The organism is Streptomyces sp. NPDC057543, from assembly GCF_042801895.1.
In the GTDB taxonomy this organism is placed as follows: domain Bacteria; phylum Actinomycetota; class Actinomycetes; order Streptomycetales; family Streptomycetaceae; genus Streptomyces.
In genome coordinates, this window is sequence record NZ_JBHVFF010000010.1 from 25,821 (window position 1) to 52,212 (window position 26,392).

The window sequence follows — 26,392 nt, forward strand, 5'->3', positions numbered from 1 at the left end:
CCCGGGCCGGGCCCGCCGAGCGACGCCCGCCGGACACCGGTCAGCTGGTGTGCACCTCCAGCGCGGACCTGACGGCCGACTCCAGGGCACCCTCGATCCAGGCCGGCTTGATCGAGGTGTGGCAGCCGGCGAAGTGCAACGGCCCCTCCACCGAGCGCACGTCGGCGAACAACTCGGTGTGCTGGCCCGGCAGCAGCACCGACGCCTCGCCGTACGCGTACGGGTCACGCATCCACGACTGGGTGGCGCCGACGCCCGTGTAGAAGACCTCGACTCGCTGCCCGTACACGTCCTGCACCCCGCCCAGGGCGTGCGGATAGCGCTCGTCGTCGTCCAGCGAGTCCCACTTCAGCGCGTCGTCGGCCCAGCTGTACGAGGCGAGGACCACGCCGCCCGGGCTGCCCTCGACCGGGTGGGACGGCTGGAACATGAAGCGGTTGGGGTTGTCGGTGACCGATCCGCCGCCGATGACATGCGCCGCCTCGGGCTGGTTGCGCGCGGTGGCCCGGTACGCCGCGTAGTGCACCCGCTGGTTGGGCGGCAGGTGACCGGGCGGTACGGACGGGTGGGCGCCGAGCAGCGAACCGTCGGCCGGGGCCTTGCCCAGCCGGTAGGCGTCGTACAGGCCGGGCTTGATGCGGTCCAGCTCGGTCTTCCAGTCCTTCTCCTCGAACTCCCACCAGCGGCGGCTGAATTCGAGCAGTACCTTGGTCGCCGCGTCGTAGTGGATCTCGGTGATCGCGCGCCGCTTGCCGTACGAGAGCAGGGGGGCGACGGGGATGTGGCGCAGCCCGGAGAACGGCACGGTGATGATCGCCCGGTCGCCGGTGAACGTCTCGCGCACCAGCGGCTTGCCGTCGCGGCCCTCGGAGATCGTCTCGACCCGGACGCTGTTCGCCCCGTAACTGATCCTGGTGGCCCGGCGGTCCAGCCGCACGAGGTCCCGGACCCGCTTGTACATGGCGTCGGCCAGGGTGGCCGTGCCGTCCGGCAGTTCGAAGAACGCGGTGTCCGGGCTGATCAGAGAGGCCCCGATGAAGCTGTGCACAAAGGCGAGATGGAGCCGCGAGGTGAGGTTCTCGACCGTGCCGATGAGGTCGATGGTGCGCTCGTCGAGCTTGGCCGCCTCGGTCAGGAAGCGGAACATCGACCAGTGCCCGTACCGCTGGATGACCCGCGCCCAGCCCTCGACGAGCTCCCGGCCCTCCTTGCCCTCGAACTCCTGCCGCACGGGCGCGAAGGCCTCCCGCACGATCGTCGCGGCGGTCTTGTTCTCGAACTCGGCGGGGACGCCGAACGAGCGGTTGACCGCCTGCGGCTTCGCCGCGTAGTCGGCCTTGCGCATCCGGACGCCGTTGACCTGGATCCAGGTGTGGTTGACCGGCCGGCCCTCGGCGTCGACGTCGACCAGGTAGAAGCGGCGGCGCTTCAGGTCGAAGCTGTCGATGAGCCCGGTGACGAGCGGGTGGCTGTCGGGGATCCGCATGGCGCCGGCCTCGGCGTACTGCTTCGGGTCGGCGAACGGCGCCTTCGCGTGCTCGTGGCCGCCCGTGCGGAAGGTCTTGATCCGGCCGCCGACGCGGTTGCCGTTGGCCTCGATCACGGTGACGGTGTGCCCGGCGCCGCGGAGCAGATGGGCGGCGGTGAGCCCGGCCGGGCCCGCGCCGACGACCAGCACCTTCTTGGGGGCCTTGCGGCTGCGCGGCAGGCCCTTGGAGAGCAGGATGTCGCGGTACGTGGGAACCAGCGGCTGGTCCTGTTCGTCGCGTACGAGGATGGCGCGGGCGATGGTCAGGCAGGCGTTCCAGTCCGAGCCGGGGGCGGCCGTGGGGGCGAGCGCGGTGCCGGACGCGGCGGCTGCGCCGACGGCGTGGGGCGCGGCGGCGTTCGCGGAGCCGACGGCGGTCGTGGCGAGCGCGGCGGCACCGGCGGCGGCGCCCGTGATCAGGGTGCGCCGGGAGGGCAGGCCGGAGGAGGCTCCGGTGGGCTTGGGAGTCATGCGGCCCACCTTGGGGCGCCCGGTAGGGTGCCCTTGGCCCGGACGCGCGTAGACCGCCTGGAAATCACCCGCAGGTGGGGCCCGTCGATCTTGTAGTAGTGACGTCGCAGCAGGTCATGTCATGATCGGGGGTTCTCCGGAGCTTCCGGTTCCGCCGACCGCAACAGCGCCAGGAAATCCTGGAACGCAGCGGGCATGTCCACCGAGTCCGGGTCGAGGAGCCACTGGTACTGGAGCCCGTCCATGATCGCGACCAGCAGCGGCGCCGCGCGCTCCGGAGTCAGGCCGCCCGGCAGCCGCTCGCCGTACTCCGCGCGCAACGTCGCCACCATGCTCGCGCGGACCTGGACGTAGCGGCGGGTGAAGAACTCGCGAGCGGGATGACCCTCCGTCACGCTCTCGCCGAGCAGTGCCGAGAACGTCTGGACGATGCCGGGGCGCATCGCGTTGTACTCGACGAGCGAGCCCAGCAGGTCGGTCCGCCAGGTGCCGTCGCTCCGGGGGCCGCCGCCGGTGTCCCACCGGTCGCGATCCTCCAGTACGGCGACGAGCAGCGCCTCCTTGGTCGGGAAGTAGTGCAGGAGCCCCTGCTGACTGAGGCCGACCCGCTCGGCGACGGCGCTCAGCGAGGCGCCGCGATAGCCGCGCTCGGCGATCACTTCGAGTGTGGCGCGCAGAATCTCCGCCCGCCGCTCCGTGCTTCTGGCCCGCACCATCGCCCCGGCCCCTTTCGGTGCTTCATCGGTCCCGCACCGAGGACCGTACGCCATCCAAAATCACGAGATGATAACGAAGCCTACTGCTCTACCGGTACGGGGGTCAGTATGGAGACGATTCCGTGCAGGACACCGACGAGGAGGTACGGCCGTGGCAGGCGCGTCCACACCCACCAACAACCCCGATGCGGCCCGCGAGGCCGCGGTCGACGCGGCGCTGGCCGCACTCGGCCTCGACGACAAGGCGCGGCTGCTGGCCGGCCAGGACATGTGGTCGCTGCCCGCACTCCCCGCCGTCGGGCTGGGCTCCCTGGTGATGTCCGACGGGCCGATCGGCGTCCGCGGGGTCGCCTGGAGCGCCGACGACCCCTCCGTCGCCCTGCCCTCGCCCACCGCGCTCGCCGCGACGTGGGACCCGGTCCTGGCCCGCCGTGCCGGCCGGCTGCTGGCCCAGGAAGCCCGTCGCAAGGGGGTGCACGTCCTTCTCGCCCCGACCGTGAACCTCCACCGGTCCCCGCTCGGCGGGCGCCACTTCGAGGCGTACAGCGAGGACCCGTATCTCACCGGTGAGATCGGCACCGGCTATGTGCGGGGCGTGCAGGACGGCGGCGTCGGCACGACCGTCAAGCACTTCGTCGCCAACGACGCCGAGACCGACCGCTTCACCGTCGACAACATCGTCGCCCCCCGCACCCTGCGCGAGATCTACCTCGCCCCGTTCGAACGGATCGTCAGGAATGCCCACCCGTGGGGCATCATGGCCGCCTACAACCGGGTCAACGGCTCCACCATGACCGAACACCGCTATCTGCAGAACGCGGTGCTGCGCGGCGAATGGGGCTTCGACGGCTACGTCGTCTCCGACTGGCTGGCCGCACGCTCCACCGTCGCCGCCGTGGAGGGCGGCCTCGACGTCGCCATGCCGGGCCCCAGAACGGTGTACGGGAAGGCGCTCGCCGACGCCGTGCGCGCCGGTGACGTCGAGGAGTCCGTCGTCGACGGCGCCGTACGCAACGTGCTGCGGCTGGCCGCCCGCGTCGGCGTCCTGGACGGCGCCCCGCCCGTCGTGGACGAGACCGCGTACCCGGAGACGATCGACGGCGACGCACTGGCCCGCGAGGTCGCCCGCCGCTCCTTCGTCCTCGTACGCAACGAACGTGCCGCGCTCCCCGTCGACCCCGCCGCCGTGCGCAAGGTCGCGCTCAGCGGGGCGCTCGCCCGGGATGCCCGGGTCCTCGGCGGCGGCTCCGCCCAGGTCTTCCCGCACCACATCGTCTCGCCCCTGGACGGCCTCACCGCCGCCCTCCCCGAGGGCGCCGTCGACTACCGCGTCGGCGCCGACCCGAACGACGACCTCACCCCCGCCGAGAAGGGCTTCGAACTCAGGGCCGTCTGCCAGGACGCCTCCGGCACCGTCATCGGCTCGGTTCCGCTGCACAGCGGAACCGTCCAGTGGATCGGCGCCGACTTCCCCGACGGCGTCACCCGCGAGGCGCTGCACAGCGTCGAGATCACCGGCACCTTCGTCCCGCGCGACAGCGGCGAGCACATCTTCGGCACCCGCGGCACCGGAGCGCTCACCCTCACCGTCGCGGGCGAGACCCTGTACGACGACGTCCACCGGGTCACCGGCTCCGCCGACCCCGGCGAGGCGTTCTTCGGCAACCCCCTGGAGCGTGGCCGGATCGCCCTCACCGCGGGCGAACCCGTCGAGGTCTCGCTGCGGCAGATTCCCGACACCCTGGGCGACGACGCGGCGATCCCGGGCGTCTCGTTCTCCTTCTGCCACCTCGGCCCGCGCCGCGACCCCGGGGAACTGATCGCCGAGGCCGTCGAGTCGGCCCGCACCGCGGACACCGCGATCGTCGTCGTCGGCACCACCGAACGCGTCGAGTCCGAGGGCTTCGACCGCACCGACCTGAAGCTCCCGGGCCACCAGGACGACCTCGTCAGGGCCGTCGCCGCCGCCAACCCGAACACGGTCGTGATCGTCAACTCCGGCTCCCCGGTGGAGCTCCCGTGGCGCGACGAGGTCGCCGCGGTCCTGCTCAGCTGGTTCCCCGGCCAGGAGGCCGGCCACGCCCTGGCCGACGTCCTGCTCGGCGCCGAGGAACCGGGCGGCCGTCTCCCGACCACCTGGCCGGCCGCGCTCGCCGACGTCCCGGTCTCGAACACCACCCCCACCGACGGCGAACTCTCCTACGACGAGGGCGTCTTCGTCGGCTACCGCGCCTGGGAGAAGGCGGGCACCGCGCCCGCGTACCCCTTCGGCCACGGACTCGGATACACCACCTGGGAGTACGAGACCCTGACCGCCGGCCCGGACAGCGCCACCGTCCGCCTCCGCAACACCGGCACCCGCCCCGGCGCCGAGACCGTCCAGCTCTACCTCGCGCCCCGGGACGACACCGCCGAACGCCCCGTCCGCTGGCTGGCCGGCTTCGCACGGGTCGAGGCGGCACCGGGCGAGAGCGTCGAGGCGGTGATCGCGCTGGAGCGGCGTGCGTACGAGATCTGGGACGAGGCGGCGTACGACTGGACCCCCGTCCCCGGCACGTACGAGGTGCAGGCGGCCCGCTCGCTCGGCGACGTACGCCTGACGACGGCCCTGGACATCAAGACCGTGGACATCAAGGCCATGGACATCGCCGAGTAAGCGACCCCTCCCCACGCGGAAGAGCCCCGGAGCGGTATCTGTACCCCGCTCCGGGGCTCTCCCCGTGCCGTGGTGACGGCGTCAGCGCACCGAGAATCCGTACACCGTCGACGAGACGTACTCCTCGCCCGGCCGCAGCACCGTGCTCGGGAACTCCGGCCGGTTCGGGGAGTCCGGGAAGTGCTGCGTCTCCAGTGCGATCCCGCCGCACGGCCCGAAGGGGCGTCCGTCGAAGTGGTCCGCCGTGTACAGCTGCATCCCCGGCTCCGTCGTGCTGACGGTCAGGACGCGCCCCGACCCCGCGTCGTACAGCTCGGCCACCGGACCCGCCCCCGCATCGTCCAGCACGAAGTTGTGGTCGTAGTCCGGGCCGACCGGCTGCGGCTCACGGAAGTCGAACCTGGTCCCGTCCACCGGCAGGAACTCGCCCGTCGGCAGGGACTCGGCGTCCGCCGGGGTGATCCGCCCGGCCGCGATCCGCAGCAGCTGCCCGAGGGCGCTGCCGCTGTCGGCGCCCGCGAGGTTCCAGTACGTGTGGTTGGTCAGGTTGACCACCGTCGGGGCGTCCGTCGTCGCCCGGTACGCGATCCGCAGCGCCCCGCCCTCGTCCAGCGTGTACGTCGCCGACACCGTCAGACGCCCTGGGAAGCCCTCCTCGCCGTCCTCGGAGACCAGGGACAGCCGGACACCGTCCGCCACCTCCCGCGCCTCCCACACGCGCTTGTCGAAGCCCCGGGCCCCACCGTGCACATGGTTGCGCCCCTCGTTCCGCGTCACCCGGTGCGTAAGCCCGTCCAGCTCGAAACAGGCCCCGCCGATCCGGTTCGCGTACCGCCCGACGAGCGCGCCGAAATACGGGCCGGTGAACGTTTTGTACCCGGCGAGGTCCGGCAGCCCGAGCACGACACCCGCCCGCGCTCCGTCCCGGCCGGGCACCTCGACCGACTGCACGATGCCGCCGTACGTCAGGACGCGCACCCGCGTACCGTCCCGCTCCAGCGTCCAGCGGTGCACGACGGTGCCGTCCGTGAGGGTGCCGAACTCTTCCGCACGTATCACCGCGCTCGAACCTGTGTCCATGATCACAAAGCCTACGCCGGGGGCCTGGCCGAAGTGACATTGCGGTATGCGATCTCCGCCAGCCTCGCCTGGCCGTTGCGCCCCGGGTGGAACCAGTCCCACTGGCTGAGCTGCTCGCCGGTGAACGCGTAGTCGAAGACCGCCCCGCCGTCGTAACGGCAGCGCCGGTCCTTCGCGCAGACGTCCCGCAGCACCTCGTTGTACGCCACGACCCGCTCCTGCACCGAGGCGCGCCGGGCCGCGGCGGGCGCCCCCATGTCGTCCGCGTCCCCCAGCATCGACTGACAGATCCCCAGCTTCCAGATCTGCTTGCCCAGCGCGTTGCCGCGCCCCGTCGACCAGAGCCGCTTGAGATCGGGCACGCTCGACACGTACACCTGCGCCTTCGGTGCCCCGGCGCGCAACTGACGCATCGAAGCCTCGAACGACGCCCGGAAATCCGCCACCGGCGTCATCAGCCGCACCGAGTCCCGGCAGGCGTCATTGGCGCCGATCAGCACCGTCACGAGATCCGGCTTCTCCTTCGCGGCCAGCGCCATCTGCTCCGGCAGTTGCGCGATCCTGGCCCCCGTCTCGGCGTGGTTCCAACTGCGCGCGGCGGCCCCCGGCTCACCGAGCAGCCGCACGGCGAGGCTGCGCACCTCCCGGTCCGTGCCGGTCGCCCAGGACGCCTCCGGACAGTCCGCCAGCACCGAACACGCGTCGAAACCGCGGGTGATGGAATCACCGACGGCGGCCACCGACCCCGGACTGCGGTCCCAGATCGGTCCTGGCCTGGCGGACGGCTTCCGCTGCTCGGCCGCCGCCCCCTTCGTTGTTCTGTTCCCATCGGCGTCGCAGCCGGTCAGAGCGGCGGCGCCGAGCAACGAGACCGCAGTCAGGACAGCGGCAGCGGTACGCGAACGGTGACGGGCGGAACGATTCTGCATCCCTTGGTCCCCTCGGTTATGCCCCCGGCAACCCCTCGCTGCACCAGGCGGCAGGCCCGGGTGCCCCACAGGGTGAAAGCTGAGCGAATGATGTGCCCAGGACCGACCGTACGCCACACCTCGACCGCCGCCGCGCGGTAGCTTTTCCTCGTCGAACCAGCGGCGTCCTGCCTCGCCCGGCTCCACTCGGGTGGCTTTCCGTAAATCACATCACGTCACGTACTGTCCCATTTCAGGAGATTCACCCCGATGCTGTTTACTGACGACAACCTCGGGGGCCGGCTGAGAAGAGACGGTACGGGCGCGAGGCCGCTGGGGAAGGCGAACTTCGTCCCACACTGGAGGTCCCGGTGACGACACGTGGAGTTCTGTACGTTCACTCCGCACCGCGCGCGCTCTGCCCCCATGTCGAATGGGCGGTGGCCGGTGTCCTCGGTGTGCGGGTCCAGCTCGACTGGATCAGACAGCCGGCCGCGCCCGGCACCTGGCGCTCCGAGTTCTCCTGGCAGGCCCGCCCCGGCACGGCGTCGAAGCTGGCCTCCGCGCTGCGCGGTTGGGATCTGCTGCGCTTCGAGGTGACGGCGGAGCCGAGCCCCACGTCCGAGGGCGAGCGCTACAGCTCCACGCCCCGGCTGGGCATCTTCCACGCCGTCACCGGCATGCACGGCGACATCCTGGTGCCGGAGGACCGGCTGCGTGCGGCGCTGGCACGGTCGGTGCGGGGCGAGACCGATCTGGAGGCCGAGATCGCCAAGCTGCTCGGCAAGCCGTGGGACGACGAACTGGAACCCTTCCGTCACGCGGGCGAGGGTGCGCCGGTGCGGTGGCTGCACCAGGTGGTGTGAAAAACCAGCCTCGACGTCGTTTGAGGCGCGGGGGTCCGGGGGCAGAGCCCCCGGAACGCCCCGTGCAACGGACGAAACCCGTCCCCCCAGCTGGGGAGACGGGTTTCGATGTACCGGGCCCGCGGACCGCAGGTCAGACGCTGCGGAACGCGAGGACCACGTTGTGCCCGCCGAACCCGAACGAGTTGTTGATCGCGGCGATCGGACCCTCCGGCAGCGGCCGCGGCTCATCGCGCACGATGTCCGCCTCGACCGCCTCGTCGAGGTTGTCGATGTTGATGGTCGGCGGCGCCATCCGGTGGTGCAGCGCCAGGACCGTCGCGACGGTCTCGATGCCGCCCGCACCACCCAGCAGGTGACCGGTCATCGACTTCGTCGCGGAGATCGCGACGTGGTCGAGGTCGTCGCCCAGCACCTTGCGCAGGGCCTTCAGCTCCGCGACGTCGCCCTGCGGCGTCGACGTGGCATGCGCGTTGAGGTGGACGACCTCGGACGGCTTGAGGTCCGTCTGGTCCAGCAGGTTCTGCATCGCGGCGGCGATGCCACGGCCGGTCGGCTCGGGCTGCGCGATGTGGTGGGCGTCCGCGGACAGCCCCTGACCCAGCACCTCGCAGTAGACCTTGGCGCCGCGCGCGGCAGCGTGCTCCGCGGACTCCAGGACGACGACTCCGGCGCCCTCGCCGAGTACGAAGCCGTCACGGCCGGTGTCGTACGGACGGGAGGCCTTCTCCGGCTCGTCGTTGCTCTTCGACATCGCCATCATGTTGGCGAACGCCGCGATCGGCAGCGGGTGGATCGCCGCCTCGGTGCCGCCGGCGAGGACCACATCGGCACGGCCGGTGCGGATCATCTCGACGGCGTACCCGATCGCCTCGGCGCCCGAGGCGCAGGCGGAGACCGGAGTGTGCACACCGGCCTGGGCGTTGACCTCCAGGCCGACGTTGGCGGCCGGGCCGTTGGGCATGAGCATGGGCACGGTGTGCGGGGAGACGCGGCGTACGCCCTTCTCCTTGAGCACGTCGTACTGGTCGAGCAGGGTGATCACGCCGCCGATACCGGAGGCGATGACCGAGCCGAGCCGCTCGGGCTGGATCTTCTCGTCCTCACCGGCCTTGCCGGTGAAGCCTGCGTCCGCCCACGCCTCACGGGCCGCGATCAGCGCGAACTGCGCCGAGCGGTCCAGCTTGCGGGCGAGCGGGCGGGGCAGGACGTCGCCCGGGTCGACGGCCGCGAGCGCGGCGATCCGGACGGGCAGTTCGGCGAAACGTTCGCCCTCGAGAGGCTTGACGCCGGACCGGCCGGCCATCAGACCTTCCCAGGTCGACGCCGAGTCGCCACCCAGCGGAGTGGTTGCGCCGATACCGGTGACGACCACGGTGCGATTGGTCGAGTTCACTGGAAAATCTTCTCCACGTGTAGAGGGTCGTGAATCAGCGGCGCCACCGCCGGGTGGCGACACAGGAGCCGGGCTGATCAGCCCTGGTGCTTGAGGATGTAGTCGGCGGCGTCGCCGACCGTCTTGAGGTTCTTGACGTCCTCGTCGGGGATCTTGACGTCGAAGCGCTCCTCGGCGGCGACGACGACCTCGACCATGGACAGCGAGTCGACGTCCAGGTCGTCGGTGAAGGACTTGTCCAGCTGGACGTCCTCGACCGGGATACCGGCGATCTCGTTGACGATCTCGGCGAGACCGGTGACGATCTCTTCCTGAGTGGCGGCCATGTTGGCGCTCCTTCGGTGTTTATCTGCAGGGTTCGGGCGTCCGGGCCAAAAGGCCTGGTGTGCCTAGGGGAGGGTAACGACCGTCGCGGCGTAGACGAGACCCGCCCCGAAGCCGATGACGAGCGCGGTGTCGCCGCTCTTCGCCTGACCGGTCGCCAGGAGCCGCTCCATAGCGAGCGGAATCGAGGCGGCGGAGGTGTTGCCGGTGGTCTCCACGTCACGGGCGACCGTGACGTTCTCCGGCAGCTTCAGGGTCTTCACCATCGAGTCGATGATCCGCATGTTGGCCTGGTGCGGAATGAAGACGTCCAGGTCTTCCGGGGCGATCCCGGCCGCGTCCAGCGCCTGCTGGGCGACCTTCGCCATCTCGAAGACGGCCCAGCGGAAGACCGCCTGGCCCTCCTGCGTGATGGCCGGGAACTTCTCCGGGCGCTCGGCGTGGAACTCGTCCCACGCCACGGTCTGCTTGATGGTCTCGGACTTGTCGCCCTCGGAGCCCCAGACCGTCGGTCCTATCGCCGGCACCTTCGACGGGCCGACGATGACCGCGCCGGCGCCGTCACCGAACAGGAAGGCCGTCGCCCGGTCGGTGAGGTCGGTGAGGTCGCTGAGCCGCTCCACGCCGATGACGAGGACGTACTCCGCGGAACCCTCGACGATCATGCCCTTGGCGAGGGTGAGCCCGTAGCCGAAGCCCGCGCAGCCGGCCGAGATGTCGAAGGCGGCGGGCTTGCCCGCACCGATCTTGTGGGCGATCTCGGTCGCGATGGCCGGGGTCTGCTTGAAGTGCGAGACGGTGGAGACGATCACGGCGCCGATCTGCTCGGGCGTGATCCCGGCGTCGGCGATGGCCTTTCCGGACGCCTCGATGGACATCGCGGCCACGGTCTCCTCGTCGGAGGCCCAGTGGCGGGTGGCGATGCCGGAGCGCGAGCGGATCCACTCGTCGGACGAGTCGATCGTTTCGAGGATCACCTCGTTCGGCACGACACGGGTCGGGCGGTAGCCGCCGACACCCATGATCCGTGCGTACGGGGCGCCCTGGCTGGGCTTGATCTTCGACATGCTCTCGGGCTCCTTAGGCACCCGCGTGCTCGATGATGAGCGCGCGGGCCGCGTCGAGGTCGTCGGGTGTCTTCAGCGCGAGAGTCTGCACACCGGGCAGCGCGCGCTTGGCGAGACCCGTGAGTGTGCCACCGGGGCACACCTCGATGAGCGCCGTGACACCCATCTTCTTGAAGGTCTCCATGCACAGGTCCCAGCGGACCGGATTGGCCACCTGGCCGACCAGCCGGGAGATGACCTCGTCACCGAGGGCGACGGGCTGCCCGTCGGCGTTCGAGACATACGTCACGGCCGGGTCGGTGATCTTCAGCTCCATCGCGGCCTCGCGCAGCCGGTCGACGGCGGGCGCCATGTGGTGCGTGTGGAAGGCACCGGCGACCTTGAGGGGCACCACCCGGCGTACGCCCTCGGGCATGTCCTCGGTCAGCGCGACGATCTGCGCGGCGGTGCCCGCGGCGACGATCTGGCCGCTCCCGTTGACGTTCGCCGGGGTCAGCCCGAGCTTCTCCAGATGAGCGACCGTCACCTCCGGGTCGCCGCCGAGCAACGCCGCCATACCGGTCTCGGTGATGGCGGCGGCATCGGCCATGGCGAGCCCACGAGCACGTACGAGACGCAGCGCGGCCTCGTCGCCGATGACGCCGGCGAGGGCTGCTGCGGTGATCTCGCCCACGCTGTGACCTGCGACGATGTCGGGCGACGCGTCGAGCGCGGCGGCGGACAGCAGACCCGCGGCAACCAGCAGCGGCTGCGCCACCGCGGTGTCACGGATCGCCTCCGCATCGGCCTCGGTGCCGTAGTGGGTGAGGTCGAGCCCGATGGCGTCGGACCAGGCCGCGACGCGGTCGGTGGCACCGGGGAGGTCGAGCCAGGGAGTCAGGAAGCCGGGCGTCTGAGCGCCTTGGCCGGGAGCGACGAGTACGAGCACCCTCACACTCTCTCTTGTGAACGGTCCGGAACACCCGTGGGGACAGGGACGAAGAACCGTAGGGGGAATTGTTGATGTCCGACAAAAGTCTAGGACTGGGGATCTCTGGCGGCCAAGCGCCCCAGGATCAGGGCGATTCGCAGGGTGAACGCCGAGCGGACATCGGAAGGTGACCAACCGGTGACGTCAGTCACACGTCGGAGCCGGTAGCGCACGGTGTTGGGGTGGACGAAGAGCATCCTGGCCGCGCCCTCCAGGCTGCTCGCCTGCTCCAGATACACGCTCAGCGTCTCCAGGAGCGCGGAACCCGCCTCTTCCAGCGGTCTGTAGATCTCCTCCACCAATTGGTCCCGTGCGGCGGGGTCACCCGCCATCGCGCGCTCCGGCAGCAGATCGTCGGCCAGCACCGGCCGCGGGGCGTCCTGCCAGGCGCTGCACGCCTTGAGCCCGGCCGCCGCCGCCTGCGCGGAACGGGTGGCCGCCAACAGGTCGGGCACCACGGGCCCGGCGACCACGGGACCTGCCGCGTACGGGCCGATCAGCGCCTTCGCGACCTGAAGGGGGTTGTCGCTGCCGCCGGCGATGACGACGAGGCGGTTGCCGAGCACCCCGGTCAGTACCTGGAGCTTCGCGTGCCGGGCGGCCCGTCGGATCGCCTCCACGGTCAGCTCGCTGTCGCCGTCCGGGGCCGTACCGAGCACCACGCAGACGTGTTCGGGGGAGTTCCAGCCGAGAGCCGCGGCGCGTGACACGGCACCCTCGTCGGCCTCACCGGACAGCACCGCGTTCACCACGAGCGATTCCAGCCGGGCGTCCCAGGCGCCCCGGGCCTCGGCGGCCTGCGCGTACACCTGGGCGGTGGCGAAGGCGATCTCCCGGGCGTAGACGAGCAGCGCCTCCCGCAGTACGGACTCGTCGCCGGGCGCGGCGACCTCCTCGATCGCGGCCTCCATGACCTCGATCGTCGTACGCACCATCTCGACGGTCTGCCGCAGCGTGATCGCCCGGGTCAACTCACGCGGAGCCGTGCCGAACACATCGGTGGAGATGGCCTGGGGGGTCTCGGGATGCCGGAACCATTCGGTGAACGCCGCGATTCCGGCCTGGGCCACCAGGCCGATCCAGGACCGGTTCTCCGGTGGCATCGCCCGGTACCACGGCAGCGTCTCGTCCATGCGGGCGATCGCGTTGGCGGCCAGTCGGCCGGAGGACTGTTCCAGCCGTTTCAGGGTCGCGGCATGCAGGTGGGCGGCGTTCGCAGCGGGCTGCTCAGGATCGGGTCGGGGCACGAACACAAGACTGCCTTATCGGACCACGTGAACGGAGGGCCGGGGCGGCCGCGGGTCGTACCGCCGGGTAGCGGACGGGGGCCGAGGAGGGGCGCAGGCCCGCGAGGGCGGTCCCGGGCGGCCCGCGCCGGGCTACCGTGGACGGGTGATATCCGTTCAGCGCTGCGACGACCGCTTCACGGGCGGGGACGAGGCCGCCGGCATCGAGTCCCTGCATGCCTTCTCGTTCGGTGCCTTCTACGATCCGGACAACCTCCGCTTCGGCGCGATGCTGGCCTGCAACGAGGAGCGGCTCGCCTCCGGCGCGGGCTTCGACGAACACCCGCACAGCCATACGGAGATCGTTACCTGGGTCGTCGAGGGCGAGCTGACCCACCGCGATTCGACCGGTCACGTCACGGTCGTACGGGCCGGGGACCTCCAGCACCTCAGTGCCGCCGCGGGCGTCCGTCACGTCGAGCGCAACGACGGCGACGGTCTGCTGACGTTCCTTCAGATGTGGCTGGCCCCGCTCGAACCGGGTGGCGAGCCCGAGTACACGATCGTTCCCGGCATCGCCGACTCCACCCCGTACGACCTCCCGGCGGCCGGTGCGATGCTGCACGTACGCAGACTGGCCGCGGGGGAACGCACTGCGGTGCCGGACGCGGCGCGGGCGTACGTCCATGTCGTGGCGGGCGGCGTGCGGATCGGCGACGAGGAACTGGCACCCGGCGACGCGGCGCGGATCACGGGGGAACAGGGCCTGGAACTGGTGGCGGCCGAGGCGGCCGAGGTGCTGATCTGGGAACTGTCAGCCTGAGCCGGCAGGACCACGGGCAGCCCGAATCCAGGTCGGTCGCGGGGCGGCGATGAGTTTTGCCGGCCCGAAGAGTCTGATCGCCGATACCGACGACGCAGGAGGAACACGTGGCTCAGCTACTGAGAGTCCAGAACTTCAATGTTTCCAGTGACGGAATCGGGGCCGGTGAGGACCAGAGCTTCGAGAGTCCGTTCGGTCATGCCGATCCGGAGAGACTGTTCTCCTGGGCCGGTGCCACGGCGAGCTGGCCCATGCGCACCGACCCCGGGGGGAGCCGGGGCCTCGACGACTACTTCACGCGGGATTACGCACGCAACATCGGCGCCGAAATCATGGGCCGCAACAAGTTCGGGCCCCAGCGCGGGCCCTGGAACGACCACGAGTGGCGCGGCTGGTGGGGCGACGAGCCCCCGTTCCGCACCCCGGTGTTCGTCATGACCCACCACACACGTCCTTCGTACACACTGTCCGACACCACGTTCCACTTCGTCGACGGGGATCCGGCCACGGTCCTCCAGCAGGCGCGGGAGGCGGCCGAGGGCAAGGACGTCCGACTCGGCGGCGGAGCCACCACCATCCGGCAGTTCCTCGACGCGGGCCTCGTCGACACCCTGCATGTGGCGGTCTCGCCGGTGAAGCTCGGATCCGGAGTACGGCTCTGGGAGTCACCCGACGAGTTGCTCGACCGGTACCACCTGGAGGTGGTGCCCAGCCCGAGCGGCGTGACGCACCACCTGTTCTGGCGGAAGTGACGAGGGCCCGCTCGGGGACGCCGACGCGACCCACGAGGGCGCTTCGGTGAATGACGGTGAATGACCGCGTGGTTGCGGGCGGGACACAGGGGCGGGCCGCCGCGCTCGTCCGCAACCACCGCACCCCCCGTGGGCGGCGGGCCCGCTCGTCGGCGAAGAGCTACTGGTCCGTGTCCCGGCGCCACATCGACCACATCGGCGGCCCTGCCCGGAACGTCATCTCCTCCCGCACGGAGAAGCCGTGCCGCCGGTAGAAAGTCAGATTGCGGCGGTTGCTCGACTCCAGGAACACCGGCCGCCCGTCCGCGTCCGCCTGCTCCAGCAGCCCGCCCAGCACCTGCGATCCGCGCCCCGTGCCGCGCGCGTCCGCGTGGGTGCCGATGTACTCGACGTACCAGTGCGCGGGCTCGGCCGGGTGGCGATGCTCAAGGGCCAGCAACCGCATTCCGGTACGCGGGAGTTGGGCCCGTCCCGCCCGCAGCAGCGTGCCCGCGTTGCGCAGCAGATAGCTCACCGGCAGCTTCCACTTCCCGGGCTCCGCCCACACCGCCGCCACCGTGCGGTCCGGATCGGTCCACACCCGGCCCGCCGGAACCTGCTGCGCCAGATGCGCGGTGAACAGCAGCCGCAGCCGCCGGTCCCGGTCGTGCGGCATCAGCCAGGACCAGACGGGGTCCTCGGCATAGGCGCTGGCGAGTACGGAAGCGAGCGCCGGGACGTCGGAGACGGCGGCGCGGACTATGTCGGCCATGGCCGAGGAGGGTAGCGGTTCCCCGGGGCGGAGGGCATGGCTTCGGGGGCGCCTGTCCCGGGGGACGGGAAGGGGGCTCGGGACGGACCATGGATGGTCGTCCCGAGTCCCCTCCGTCGCGCAGGGCTTCCGGTGACGTCAGCGAAGCCCGTCCACGAAGCTCTGCCAGGCGTCGGCCCCGATGGTCAGGACGGGGCCGTCCGGGTTCTTGCTGTCGCGGACGGGGACGGCGCAGGGGAGGCCGTCGGCCACCTCGACGCATTCGCCGCCGGTGCTTCCGCTGTGGCTGGACTTGCGCCAGGCGGCGCCGCCAGTGACGGTGCACTCGACGCAGTCGCCGCCGGTGCTTCCGCTGTAACTCGACTTACGCCACCGCGCGTTCTTCAGGTTGGGGCCGGTCTCCATAACGCTCCTCCATCACGCGGGTGATCAGGGCCGCGGAGTCCTCGACGGAGAGGGCGGCGGCCTGTAAATGAGCGTATCGGAGTGCGGCCTCTCTGAGGGTGTCGGGATTGGCGGTCATATGGCCGGAGACGATGTCCTCCGTGTAGACGATGTCGGGGTCGTCGTCGAAGCGCAGGAGATTGAACGCGCCGTCCAGGCTTGCGTGTTGACCGGCCGTGAAGGGCAGCACCTGGATCCGCATCCAGCGCTGGTCGGTGAAGTCCAACAACCGCCGGAGTTGCTTCCGCATGACGTCATGGCCACCGATCGGACGGTGCAGCACCACCTCGTCGAGAATGGCCCAGGCGAGCGGTGGCCGTTCCCGCTCCAGGATGCGCTGGCGTTCCATCCGGGCCGCCAGCAGCCCGTCGACGTCGTCCGGCATACCGGTGGCGAGCACCGCCCGCGCGTACTCCTCCGTCTGCAACAGCCCGTACACCAACTGCGCCTGGTACGTGGAGATGTACGCCGCACGGGCCTCCATGTCCGCGTACGGCTGGAACCAGGTCGGCAGCTGGCTGCGCAGGACCAGGCCGACGAGGCGCGAGAAAACGCCGTCCGTGCCGAGTGCCGCGTCCACCCGCTCGGAGAAGTCGCGGGTGGGTAGCTTCCTCGTGGTCTCGATCTGGCCGATCAGGGAGCCGGTGCAGAAGATGATGTCGCCGAGCTGCCCCTGTTTGAGGTTGTTGGCCTCTCTCTGGCGGCGCAGCTCCCAGCCGTAGTAGTCCAACGGGGAAGCGTTGGGATCGAGAGTCTGGATGTTGGCCACGGCGGGGGGCACCTCCGGCGTTCAACGCCTCGCGGCGTTCGTTTCCGTACGTAGCCGAGCGTAATCACGTCGCTGCACTCTGGTGACATGAATCACGTAATTGATCCGCAGGCCGTCGACTCGCCGGAGGCGACCTACCACGCCGACTTCGCGATCGGTGAGCACTCGGCCCGGCATCTGCGCCGCATCCTGCGGCTCTACCTCACCGGCTGGGATCTCCTCGATGTTGCCGACGCGGCGGAGTTGGCACTCACCGAACTGATCGCCAATGTCGTACGACACGTCCCCGGTCGCCGCTGTCAGACGCTCATCTTCCTGCTCCCGGCCGAGGGTGTGCGCGTCGAGGTGGCGGATGCCTCCCCGGAACTTCCCTGCGCGGTCATGGGTGATGCGCTCGACGAGGGCGGGAGAGGACTGATGCTCGTCGACGCCGTCACCGACCGCTGGGGCGCGGAACCGCGCCGCGACGGCCGTGGCAAGACGGTGTGGTTCGAGTGCCTGGCCACGAAAGCGGCCGACGGGTGACGTCTTTCAGCGGCTGGAACGGAGCTCCGCGAGCACCGCGTCCGTGAACACCGGCCACACCTCGACCGCCCACGGTCCGAAGGCCCGGTCGGTGAGAGCGACGCAGGCCGCCCCCGCGACCGGGTCGATCCACAGGAACGTCCCCGACTGCCCGAAGTGCCCGAAGGTCGCCGGGGACGAGGAACTGCCCGTCCAGTGCGGTGACTTGTGGTCCCGGATCTCGAAGCCGAGCCCCCAGTCGTTGGGGTTCTGGTGGCCGTAGCCGGGCAGCACGCCCTTCAGGCCGGGGTGTACGACGGTCTGCGCGGCCAGCACCGTACGCGGGTGGAGCAGCCGGGGCGCCTGCGCCTCCGCCGTGAACCGTATGAGGTCGTCGACGGTCGAGACGCCGTCCTTGGCTGGCGAGCCGTCCACCGCCGTCGCCGTCATGCCCAGCGGCTCCAGCACCGCCTGGCGCACGTACTCCGGGAACGGGATGTCGGTGGCCTTGGCTATGTGGTCGCCGAGGACCTCGAAGCCCGCGTTGGAGTAGAGCCGCCGGGTACCGGGTGCGGCCGTCGTCCGGTGCTCGTCGAAGGCGAGGCCACTGGTGTGCGCGAGCAGATGCCGGACGGTGGAGCCCTCGGGCCCGGCCGGTTCGTCGAGCTCGACCGCGCCTTCCTCGTACGCCACGAGCGCCGCGTAGGCCGCGATCGGCTTGGTGATGGAGGCGAGCGGGAAGCGGTGCGCGGTCGGGCCGTGCGTACCGACGACCGTGCCGTCCGCTCGTACGACGGCCGCAGCCGCGGTGGGGACGGGCCAGTTGTCGATCATCGCCAGGCTCTGCATGCATACGAGCGTAACGGGCGGGGCTGTCGAGCCACCGTCCGGGCGAAATGGCAACCGGATCCTGGCCCGCAACGCCGACGGCATCACGACGGCGTACCTGCCGGGAGGCACGGGTTCGTGGACAGAACGACCGGCCCGACCGGGCTGACACATCTGGGCGTCCGTGAGTACGACCTGACACTCGGCCGGTTCATTTCCGTGGACCCGCTACTGGTCGTCGACGACCGGGTCCAGCACAATGCCTACCAATGCGGCAGCAACAACCGGCCACCTACTCCGACCACAAGGGCGAGAACTCCAGGTGCCAAATCGGCACGCGGTTCCGCTGGACAGCGATGAGTGAGAAGGTGATCTCGTGATTGCCCTTTCGGTGGGCTTGGTCATAATTGCAATGGGGGTCATTCTTCTTGCGAATTTCCGAAACGTAGCCGAAAGGATTTTCGAATTCTTTGCGGATTTCCTCCCGAGGGGGAATGCGACTGCGATGACATTTCGGGTGGTGGGTGCGGGGGCTGTCCTGGTGGGTTCCTTCTGGATAGTCACGGCAATAACGGAAATGTGAGCAGCCGGGGCAGGCGCTTCCGCTGTCGGCTGCCTTTGGTGAGGGGCACTGAGTTCGCTGGTGGGGGCGGCTTCGAGCTTGCGACGTGTGCGATTCCTTCGGCGGTGAACCCCGGGTACTGCTGATGGATGAGGGAGGGGAAGTGCACATGGACGCCCATGCGGACTCTCTGAGGTTCGCGGCCATGGCGGATGCTGCGGTGAGCCAGGCTGCCTATCGCGGGCTGGAGGCGCCGACCGTTCGCCCGGAGGTGGATGTTCGTCGGGCTGTGTGGTGGCGCGTCCGTGGGCTTCAGCGCGCGGCTCGCCTGCCCCTGCTGCTGGGAGTAGTGGCTCTGGACGGGGTGCCGTGGATCGGCGGACGCGCCTACTGGCCCGAATCAGGGTTCCGGCCAGTAGATCTGGGTAATCCGCAACACCTTCGATCGCTGTCCGAAATGCTGCGTCCCGAGTAGCAGCAACGCCGGTCTCGGACCGGACCAGCTTGCCCATCTCAGCAGTCCGGCCGGCTCGTCGAGCTCGACCGCGCCCTCCTCGTACGCGATCAGCCAGGTGTCGATCAACGCCAGGCTTTGCATGCGTACGGGCGTATCGGGCATCTCCGGCGAGCCGACGGCCCGCAAGGTCGGGGGACGGACAGCCGAACCGCCCGCCACCGGGCACGAAACGTAAAGCGGTCTGCCGACGGGGTCGGCAGACCGTTACGAAAGGGCGAGGCTAGATCACTTGCACCCCCGCGTGTGGCACTGCTGCTGGGGCTTCGGCTTGGGCTTGTGGTGGTGCTCGGGCCTCGGCTTGGGCTTCGGCTTGGACTCAAGCTTCTTGAGGGTGATGACGACCGGGGTCTCCTCGTTCGCGACGACGGTCACCAGGCTGGTGCAGGGCTTCTTGGGCTGGGCGAAGCCGCGGGGGAGATTGATGAGACAGACGCGGAAGCTGCCCGGCTGCAGTCCCTCGATGTCGCAGGTGCCGGCGCGGTCGGTGGCGCAGGTGCCCGCGACATGGCCCGTGGCGTCGAGGACCGTCACTTTGACGTCCTTGACGCCGACCTTGGTCTTGACCTTGATGGCCTTCACAGTGATCGAGCCGGTCTTCGCGGCCTCGAAGTTCAGGCAGACCTCCTGGTTGTCCACCGTGGCGCAGATCTGCTCGGGGCGGGGTTGGCCTGCAGGCCAGGCCGTGTTGGCGTGCAGCAACGCGTTCGTGAGCACCGGGTTGGGCGTCACCATGCCGGGGTCGGTGGTGAATGTGGTCAGCACCGGCCGGAAGAACGGACCGGGCGGGGTACCGCCGTTGGAATCGTTCTGCAGGCCGGCGGTGATCTGGGCCTGCTGTCCGGCCGCGATGTCGGCAGGCACGGAGTGGATCGACAGGACCAGCCAGGGGCTGAAGTCGATCTCCGTGGCAACGGTGCCGGACAGGTGATCGCAACCTGCACCGTTCGGCATGTCGTTGCAGCCCCACCAGTTCAGCCGGGCGTCGATGCGTGCGTCGGCCGCGTCGTCGACCAGACCGTGCCCGGAGCCGCTGTCGACGATCCGGTTGTAGTGGACCGTCATCGGTCCGGTGTAGGAGTCGGCCGTGACGACGATGCCGGAGCCGCCCGAACCGGTGATGGTGTTCTGCGTGATCGTGGTGTCGGAGCTGGGTACGGTCTGGCCGCGCAGGGTGAAGCCGATGGCGTCCTGGCCGGTGTCGGTGATGATGTTGTTGCGTACCGTGAGGTCGCTGGTTCGGGAGATTTCCACGCCGTAGCGGCCGGGGGTCGTCGCGGTCCGCTCGATGGTGTTGTCCGCCACGGTGATGCCGGTGTTCGTCACCTGCGCGAACCCGGTGAAGAGCAGGATTGCGCCGTGGGTCTTGTCCGTGATCGTGTTGTGCGTGATCCGGATGTCGTGGCAGGCGCCGGACACCTGAACACCGCTGAAGCCGCCGATCATGCTGTTCCGCGTGATGACTGCGTCCGAGACCGCGACGAGTACGACGGGGAACTCACCGGGCATCTCGTTGTCGGCGATGGTGATGTTGTGCGTCCCGCCGGCTACCTCCCCTCCGGAGATGTTGATCGCCGAGTTCCCGTTGTCCTGGAACTTGTTGTCCTCGAAGCGCGCGTTGGACAGCGGCCGGAACGTGAAGACGCCGTTGCCCTGCGTACCGGGGTGGATCCGGGCATTGTTGTTGTCGAAGAAGAAGTTCTGCCGGAACACCGAGGGGATCGCACCGTTGGACGACGGGGCGAATCCCTTGAGGTTGTTGCTGAAGATGTTGTTCTCGACGAGGTAACCACTGAAGGATTCGCTGGTGGATACCCCTGCTCCATCGCCGTTGCTGGTGAAGGTGAAGCCGTCGATCGACACCCCGTCGGCCTGTGCGACCCACATGTCCTCTTCGATCGGGGTGTTCAGGTTGGTCGTGATCACCGTCTCACCGGGCTCGCCGGGCGTGCGGGTGCGGGCGTCCACGCCCGTCTTGGCCCCCTGGAAATGCAGGTTGGCCTTCCGGATGACCAGGGGGGTGGTCATCACATAGGTGCCGGCCTCGACCCTGATGGTGTCGCCCGGGGCTGCTTCGTTGTACGCGAACGGGATCGACGCACAGGGCGCGGCGACTGAACCACACCCCGGCGTGTCGGTCCCGTCCGTCGCGACAGAGATGACGGTCGCTGCGATTGCCGGGGACGCGGCCCCGACCATCGCGGTCAGTGTGATGAGACACCCCGCCAGGAGGGTGGCTAGGCACGGTCGGTTCTTCATCTCAGCTCAGGCCTCCTAAGGTCACTGGCCGAAGGCTCTCCGTGATCGGAATATCACAGAGCGTAATCGAGCGGATGGTAGCATTATCTGACAACCCGTCAATGGAGGCTTATGGTGGCGCCCGCAGCGTCACCCGCGTGCCCAAAGTGGCGACGGGGGCCGCCGCAACACCCCGCCGCAGAGCGCGCCCTGGCCCCTGAACCATCACGCTCCGGCGGCGGTTCGGAGCTGTGCCGAAGCGCGCTGGTTGTCACCAACGAGAGCGGTCGAACTGGCTGCCGCCGAAGTGACGCCGGTGCGGCGGGGGAGGGGTGCGCTCGTCTTCTCCGCGTGGGCGGAGGACGCGGCACGCGCTTGGGGAAAACAGAAACTGATTCACCTGATGGCTCGTCCTGGGGGGTGAGGCCGAGCGGATGGGAAGCCATGGTGGAGCGGGCGGACAGCGGTGCGACGTCGACGGTGAAGGCAGTAGCGCCCCGGTGGGCGCGGCGCCGGGCGGGGCGGTGGGAGGGGGACGCGAGGGGCCGGCCGGCCTGGACGCGGGAGCGGGTCCTCGCCGCGTTTGCGGTGCTGACGGCCGGGCTGCTGGCGTTCCACCGGGCCGTCCCCAACTCCGTGGGCCGCCTGGGCAGTCTGCTGGAAGCCTTCCTGCCTTGGCTCGGCCTGGTGGTCGTGGTGCTGCTCGCCCTGACGCTGCTGCGCCGTTCGGCCACCGCGATGGTGGCCCTGCTCCTGCCAGTGGCGGCCTGGACGTACCTCTTCGGCGGGCTGCTCCTGCCCGGGGCGGAGGCCGGCGCGCACGATCTGGTCGTGGTGCAGCACAACGTCAGCGACGAGAACACCGACCCGGCGGGCACGGCCCGCGCCCTGGCTGACGCCGAGCCCGATCTCATCGCGCTGGAGGAGCTGGTGCCCCCGGCGCTGTCGGTCTACGAGAAAACCCTCGCCCCCGACTACCCGTACCACGCAGTCCAGGGCACCGTCGGGCTCTGGTCGAAGCATCCGCTCACCGATGCCCGGCTGTTGAACATAAAACCCCAGGGGATCGCGGAGGCCTGGAGTCGCGGGCTGCGGACCGTGGTCCACGCGCCGCATGGCGAGATCGCGGCGTACGTCGCACACCTGCCCTCGGTCCGCGTCGGGGCGAGCGGCCTCGCATCCTCCTGGCGCGACGAAAGCGCCGCCCTGCTGGGCAAGGCCATCGCCGCCGAGAAGCTGGAAACGGTGATCCTGCTGGGCGACCTCAACAGCACGGTCGATGACCGTGGGATGGCCCCGCTGACCTCACGGATGAACGTGGCGGAACGGGGCTTCGCCTTCAGCTTCCCCGCCGTCTTCCCGCTGGCCCGGATCGACCAGGTCATGGCCCGCTCGGCGACCGTCGGCCACATCCGCACCTTGCCCGCCACCGGCAGCGACCACCTGCCGGTCGCCGCCCGGATCACATGGGGCTGAAGGACGGTCTCGGTGACAACAAGCCCGCGTATGTGACAACTAGTGCCCCTCCCGGCAAGCTTTGCCCCGTCGCGCCGCCCAGCACGCACTCCCCCAAGGCCTTGAGGGCCAGGGGGGACCCCCTTCCGCGTTGGCCAAAAGCCCTGGTAGCTCCGCTACAAGGGCTCCCGGCCGCCTTGCGATCGCACGCACCGGACGACGCTCTTCATGGGGCAAACATTGCCGGTCACGGCTAGTACTCCAGCCGGACTGGTTGTCCGCGCCGAGGTGCTCGGCGACGTGGGAGTGCAGGTCGTCGCGGACCTCGTCGGCCTGCCGGCGACTCGCGGGACAGGAGGTGCTGCAGCCCGTCCGGGCCAGCGGCTGCTTGTCGTGGCAACGTTCGGTGCAGGTCCCGGACTTGTAAGGGCTCCCCCGGACGCGCCCCCGAGCCCCGAATCAGCCCTGGAAGCGGCCGTGAAGCAGCCCTTACCGCTCCCCCTCCCCGAAGGAGGGCGCGTTCGGGTCCACGTCGAATCCGCCTGTTCTGTCGAATCCGTCTCTGCTCAGGAACATCAGCTCCAGGGCATCGGACGACTGGTTCCCGCGGACGTCCGGGCCGTGCAGGGCCTGCTCGGTCCAGATGCACTTCCCTTTCGCCGTGTAGCGGCTGCCCCAGCGTTGCGAGAGCGCCGTGATCAACTGCAGCCCGCGGCCGCCTTCGTCCGTGTCCGCGGCACGGCGTATACGGGGCATCGTGAGGCTGCCGTCGAAGACCTCGCAGGTCAGCTCGGCGCCGTGCAGCAGACGCAGGCCGACCGGGCCCTTGGCGTGGCGTACGACGTTGCCCACCAGTTCGCTGGCCAGCAGTTCCGTGGTGTATGTCAGGTCGTCCAGGCCCCAGGCGGAGAGTTGCTCGCGTACATGGCTGCGGGCCAGGCTCGCCGCCTTCGGGTCCTCGGTCAGCGGCCAGGAGGCCATCCTGTCGGCGTTCAGGGCGTGGAGGCGGGCGACGAGGAGCGCCGCGTCGTCGGCCGCTTGGTGCTCGGCGGGGAGCAGGCCAACCGTCAGAGTGTCGCAGAGGCGCTCCAGATCCGCGTCGCTGCCGTCCTCGCGGGCGGTGCGCAGGAGCCGGGCCAGGTCCGCCATGCCCTCGTCGATGTCACGTTTCGCCGACTCCACGAGGCCGTCGGTGTAGAGCACGATCAGGGTGCCTTCGGGCACCGTCAGCTCGACCGTTTCGAACGGCGGCTCGGCCGCACCGAGGGGCGGGTCGGCGCCCAGTTCCGGGAACCGCACGCTGCCATCGGGATGCACCAGGGCCGGGGGCGGGTGCCCGGCGTCGGTGATGGAGCAGACCTGGGTGGTGGAGTCGTAGAGCGCGTACAAGCAGGTCACGTACGACTCCTCGCCCATGTCGCCGACGATGTCGTTGAGGTGCCCCATGATTTCATCGGGGGGCAGTTCGAGGTCGGCCAGGGTGTGGACGGCCGTGCGCAGACGGCCCATAGCGGCCGCCTCGGGCAGGCCGTGGCCCATGACGTCGCCGACAACGAGGGCGACCTGGCCGCTGGAGAGCGGGATGACGTCATACCAGTCGCCGCCCACGTCCATGCCCTGCCCGGCGGGGAGGTAACGGGCGGCGGCCACGCATGAGGACAGGTCGGGCAGGCCGGTGGGAAGCAGACTGCGCTGGAGTTCGCGGGACCGGCTACGCTCGGCGTCGTAGAGCCGGGCCCGCTCCAGGGCCTGTGCGACGAGGGCGCTGATCGTGGTCAGCAGCGAACGCTCGTCGTCGGTGAGCCGACGCGGACGGTCGAAGGACACGACGCACACCCCGAACGTGCGACCGGACGCCGTCAGCGGCAGGAACGCCCACGCCTGCTTGTTGGCGATGCCGGGCAGGTCGGCGTGGTCGGGCGAGTACGCGACGTACTCCTGCGGCGAGGACAGGAACGCCGGTGCTCCGGACGAGATCACACCCCAGGACGGGCTGGTGCCCGCTGCGGCTCGGTCGTTCACGAGGTCGAGGAAGTCGTCCGCGTAGCCGACGGACCCGACATTGAGGAGCCGGTTTCCTTCGATGGCCTGCACCATGAGTCCGACGGCGTCGAACGGCGGCAGCACCCACCGCGCGACCGCGTCCACCACGTCCCGTGAGGTCGTCGCCTTGGCGAGCGCCGCGGTCAGCTCCGTGATCTGGGCCGCTCGCTCGGACGCGGCACGCTCGGCCGCCCTGTGCTCCTCCTGCATACGCAGTTTCTCGGTGACGTCCGTCAGGTAGAGGGCGCAGCCTACGGGCCCCGGGACCAGCCGCAGCCGGTAACGACACCCTGTGTCCGGCATGCGCACATCAAAGCTGGTGGGCTTCTCCTCGGCGGCGGCCATCTGGCAGCGGCGCTCCAGGCCCTTGATCTGTCGTGCGGCGGGCAGGTCCCACAGCACACGCCCGAAGAGTTCCTCCTGCGAGAAACCCAGCGCATGTTCCGCTTCCAGGTTGGTGAAGATGATGCGCCATTCGGCGTCCACCGCCAGGAAACCGTCGCTCATCTGGCGAAGGGCCCGGCTGAGCGCGTCCCGAGCGGAGGGCGACTCGCTGCTCTCCCATCTCACGCCGACCATCCGGAGCGGCTGGCCACTGTCGTCGTACGTCGGCATACCGCGGGCCCGCGACCAGCCGTACGTGCCGTCCAGGCGCCGTACGCGGTACTCGGCCTCGTACACCGAGTGGTCGCGGATCGCCCGCTGTGCCTCCGCCAGCGTCGGTGCCAGGTCGTCGGGGTGGAGAATGTGCATCCAGTCCTGGATCTTTCCGGTGAAATCAGCCGGTCTGCTGCCGTAGAACTCCATGACCGCCGCGTCCCAGATCAGCTCGTCGGTCTGGAGGTTCCAGTCCCACCAGCCGACCCTGAGGCCTGGCACGTCCTGCCGGGGCTGCTCACCGTCGGACTCCGTCGGCGCGGATCCGGACAGCCTCGGAGCCTGGGCCATGCGCTCTTCGGCCCAGGTGACTACGGCCCGGAGGAAGTCCCACTGCTCCGGGGTGGGCTCGCTCCGGTCGCTTGTCAGAACGGTTAGGGTGCCCATGATGCGGCCCCCTCCGGACACCGGCAGGGCGGCCAGGCCCGTGCCGGGCCCGGCGGCTTCGGTGGGCGGCAGCGGCAGCCATACGGCAGTGCCCTGGCGCAGGGCACGGGCCGGGGCCAGCGGGCTCTCCTGGTCGATGATCTCCCAAGAGCGGGTGAGGGCGGGTGGCAGACCGACCGCCGACGCCAGGCACAACGCGGACGTGGGACCACAGAGATGGATCGTTCCACCCAGAGCGCACAGCTCACCCACGGCCTGATGGAGCGCCAGCCGGAGGACTTCGCTTTCCGGAGCGCCAGAAGCCACCGTACTGAGCAAAGTCAGTCGCGGATTCACACCGCAAATTTTACGCTCGGTGGCGGCGCCCGGACGCCCCCGAAGCCGAGGCCCCGGCCCGCGAGTGCCCCGGGGGCTCCGCGTGGCCTGCGTACTCCCCGTGCGGTCATGAGGGCTCCCC

22 protein-coding genes are annotated in these 26,392 nt (G+C 70.0%); 6 read left to right on the plus strand and 16 right to left on the minus strand.

Annotated features, from left to right (window positions below; translation table 11 throughout):
- Positions 1 to 40 precede the first annotated feature (40 nt).
- Together ACFU8Q_RS03625 and ACFU8Q_RS03630 are read right to left on the minus strand one after the other, a co-directional pair.
- A complete protein-coding gene (locus ACFU8Q_RS03625; RefSeq protein ID WP_384447269.1) occupies positions 41 to 1,999 on the minus strand; it encodes a flavin monoamine oxidase family protein in 1,959 nt (652 codons plus the stop codon).
- Positions 2,000 to 2,118: 119 nt separating this feature from the next.
- Entirely contained in the window at positions 2,119 to 2,715 is a 597-nt protein-coding gene (locus tag ACFU8Q_RS03630) for a TetR/AcrR family transcriptional regulator (protein ID WP_384447271.1), read from the minus strand.
- 151 nt (positions 2,716 to 2,866) lie between these two features.
- Here ACFU8Q_RS03630 and ACFU8Q_RS03635 point away from each other — a divergent pair, with 151 nt between their 5' ends.
- Positions 2,867 to 5,371 carry a beta-glucosidase gene (locus ACFU8Q_RS03635; protein WP_384447273.1) on the plus strand — a complete coding sequence of 835 codons (2,505 nt, stop codon included), beginning with the start codon at positions 2,867 to 2,869 and terminating at the stop codon, positions 5,369 to 5,371.
- Positions 5,372 to 5,452: 81 nt separating this feature from the next.
- Here the strand turns inward: ACFU8Q_RS03635 and ACFU8Q_RS03640 are convergent, their stop codons facing one another.
- Together ACFU8Q_RS03640 and ACFU8Q_RS03645 are read right to left on the minus strand one after the other, a co-directional pair.
- On the minus strand, positions 5,453 to 6,451 hold the full coding sequence (locus tag ACFU8Q_RS03640; protein WP_384447275.1) for an aldose epimerase family protein: 999 nt from the start codon (positions 6,449 to 6,451) through the stop codon (positions 5,453 to 5,455).
- A gap of 11 nt (positions 6,452 to 6,462) precedes the next feature.
- Positions 6,463 to 7,380: an SGNH/GDSL hydrolase family protein gene (locus ACFU8Q_RS03645; RefSeq protein ID WP_384447276.1), complete on the minus strand. Its 918-nt coding sequence runs from the start codon at positions 7,378 to 7,380 to the stop codon at positions 6,463 to 6,465.
- 350 nt (positions 7,381 to 7,730) lie between these two features.
- On the opposite strand from ACFU8Q_RS03645, the gene ACFU8Q_RS03650 reads away from it, so the two are divergent.
- Positions 7,731 to 8,225: a DUF3145 domain-containing protein gene (locus ACFU8Q_RS03650; RefSeq protein ID WP_383761081.1), complete on the plus strand. Its 495-nt coding sequence runs from the start codon at positions 7,731 to 7,733 to the stop codon at positions 8,223 to 8,225.
- A 133-nt stretch (positions 8,226 to 8,358) separates the two neighbouring features.
- On the opposite strand, the gene fabF is transcribed toward ACFU8Q_RS03650, so the two are convergent.
- The 5 genes from fabF to ACFU8Q_RS03675 form a co-directional block, all read right to left on the minus strand.
- Positions 8,359 to 9,621, minus strand: coding sequence for a beta-ketoacyl-ACP synthase II (gene fabF, locus ACFU8Q_RS03655; RefSeq protein ID WP_384447278.1), 1,263 nt, complete (start codon positions 9,619 to 9,621; stop codon positions 8,359 to 8,361).
- Between the two features lie 77 nt (positions 9,622 to 9,698).
- Positions 9,699 to 9,947 carry an acyl carrier protein gene (locus ACFU8Q_RS03660; protein WP_014045780.1) on the minus strand — a complete coding sequence of 83 codons (249 nt, stop codon included), beginning with the start codon at positions 9,945 to 9,947 and terminating at the stop codon, positions 9,699 to 9,701.
- Positions 9,948 to 10,010: 63 nt separating this feature from the next.
- A complete protein-coding gene (locus tag ACFU8Q_RS03665; protein WP_384447280.1) occupies positions 10,011 to 11,012 on the minus strand; it encodes a ketoacyl-ACP synthase III in 1,002 nt (333 codons plus the stop codon).
- A 13-nt stretch (positions 11,013 to 11,025) separates the two neighbouring features.
- Entirely contained in the window at positions 11,026 to 11,940 is a 915-nt protein-coding gene (locus ACFU8Q_RS03670; RefSeq protein WP_384447281.1) for an ACP S-malonyltransferase, read from the minus strand.
- An 89-nt stretch (positions 11,941 to 12,029) separates the two neighbouring features.
- Positions 12,030 to 13,229, minus strand: a complete 1,200-nt coding sequence (locus tag ACFU8Q_RS03675; protein ID WP_266746052.1) for a CdaR family transcriptional regulator — start codon at positions 13,227 to 13,229, stop codon at positions 12,030 to 12,032.
- Between the two features lie 145 nt (positions 13,230 to 13,374).
- On the opposite strand from ACFU8Q_RS03675, the gene ACFU8Q_RS03680 reads away from it, so the two are divergent.
- Together ACFU8Q_RS03680 and ACFU8Q_RS03685 are read left to right on the plus strand one after the other, a co-directional pair.
- Entirely contained in the window at positions 13,375 to 14,031 is a 657-nt protein-coding gene (locus tag ACFU8Q_RS03680; RefSeq protein ID WP_384447283.1) for a pirin family protein, read from the plus strand.
- A 107-nt stretch (positions 14,032 to 14,138) separates the two neighbouring features.
- Positions 14,139 to 14,783, plus strand: coding sequence for a dihydrofolate reductase family protein (locus ACFU8Q_RS03685; protein ID WP_384447285.1), 645 nt, complete (start codon positions 14,139 to 14,141; stop codon positions 14,781 to 14,783).
- A 160-nt stretch (positions 14,784 to 14,943) separates the two neighbouring features.
- Here ACFU8Q_RS03685 and ACFU8Q_RS03690 read toward each other — a convergent pair whose 3' ends face one another.
- The 3 genes from ACFU8Q_RS03690 to ACFU8Q_RS03700 all read right to left on the minus strand — a co-directional run bounded on the left by ACFU8Q_RS03690 (position 14,944) and on the right by ACFU8Q_RS03700 (position 16,747).
- Positions 14,944 to 15,534, minus strand: a complete 591-nt coding sequence (locus ACFU8Q_RS03690; RefSeq protein WP_384447286.1) for a GNAT family N-acetyltransferase — start codon at positions 15,532 to 15,534, stop codon at positions 14,944 to 14,946.
- A gap of 138 nt (positions 15,535 to 15,672) precedes the next feature.
- Positions 15,673 to 15,939: a DUF397 domain-containing protein gene (locus tag ACFU8Q_RS03695; RefSeq protein WP_384447288.1), complete on the minus strand. Its 267-nt coding sequence runs from the start codon at positions 15,937 to 15,939 to the stop codon at positions 15,673 to 15,675.
- Positions 15,899 to 16,747, minus strand: coding sequence for a helix-turn-helix transcriptional regulator (locus ACFU8Q_RS03700; RefSeq protein ID WP_384447289.1), 849 nt, complete (start codon positions 16,745 to 16,747; stop codon positions 15,899 to 15,901). The genes ACFU8Q_RS03695 and ACFU8Q_RS03700 overlap by 41 nt, the downstream gene beginning before the upstream one ends.
- 87 nt (positions 16,748 to 16,834) lie before the next feature.
- Between ACFU8Q_RS03700 and ACFU8Q_RS03705 the strand changes: the two genes are divergently transcribed.
- A complete protein-coding gene (locus ACFU8Q_RS03705; RefSeq protein ID WP_384447291.1) occupies positions 16,835 to 17,272 on the plus strand; it encodes an ATP-binding protein in 438 nt (145 codons plus the stop codon).
- Positions 17,273 to 17,278: 6 nt separating this feature from the next.
- On the opposite strand, the gene ACFU8Q_RS03710 is transcribed toward ACFU8Q_RS03705, so the two are convergent.
- From ACFU8Q_RS03710 to ACFU8Q_RS03720, 3 genes are all read right to left on the minus strand, one after another.
- The gene (locus ACFU8Q_RS03710; RefSeq protein WP_384447293.1) at positions 17,279 to 18,100 is read right to left on the minus strand and encodes a serine hydrolase domain-containing protein; all 822 of its coding nucleotides are present in this window, start codon (positions 18,098 to 18,100) and stop codon (positions 17,279 to 17,281) included.
- Between the two features lie 941 nt (positions 18,101 to 19,041).
- Positions 19,042 to 19,239: a hypothetical protein gene (locus ACFU8Q_RS03715; protein ID WP_384447294.1), complete on the minus strand. Its 198-nt coding sequence runs from the start codon at positions 19,237 to 19,239 to the stop codon at positions 19,042 to 19,044.
- Between the two features lie 144 nt (positions 19,240 to 19,383).
- Positions 19,384 to 21,414 (minus strand): right-handed parallel beta-helix repeat-containing protein, encoded by a 2,031-nt coding sequence (locus ACFU8Q_RS03720; RefSeq protein WP_384447296.1) that lies wholly within the window; start codon positions 21,412 to 21,414, stop codon positions 19,384 to 19,386.
- Positions 21,415 to 21,837: 423 nt separating this feature from the next.
- On the opposite strand from ACFU8Q_RS03720, the gene ACFU8Q_RS03725 reads away from it, so the two are divergent.
- A complete protein-coding gene (locus ACFU8Q_RS03725) occupies positions 21,838 to 22,869 on the plus strand; it encodes an endonuclease/exonuclease/phosphatase family protein (RefSeq protein WP_384447297.1) in 1,032 nt (343 codons plus the stop codon).
- 468 nt (positions 22,870 to 23,337) lie between these two features.
- Here the strand turns inward: ACFU8Q_RS03725 and ACFU8Q_RS03730 are convergent, their stop codons facing one another.
- Positions 23,338 to 26,271, minus strand: a complete 2,934-nt coding sequence (locus ACFU8Q_RS03730) for a SpoIIE family protein phosphatase (protein WP_384447299.1) — start codon at positions 26,269 to 26,271, stop codon at positions 23,338 to 23,340.
- Between the last annotated feature and the right edge of the window lie 121 nt (positions 26,272 to 26,392).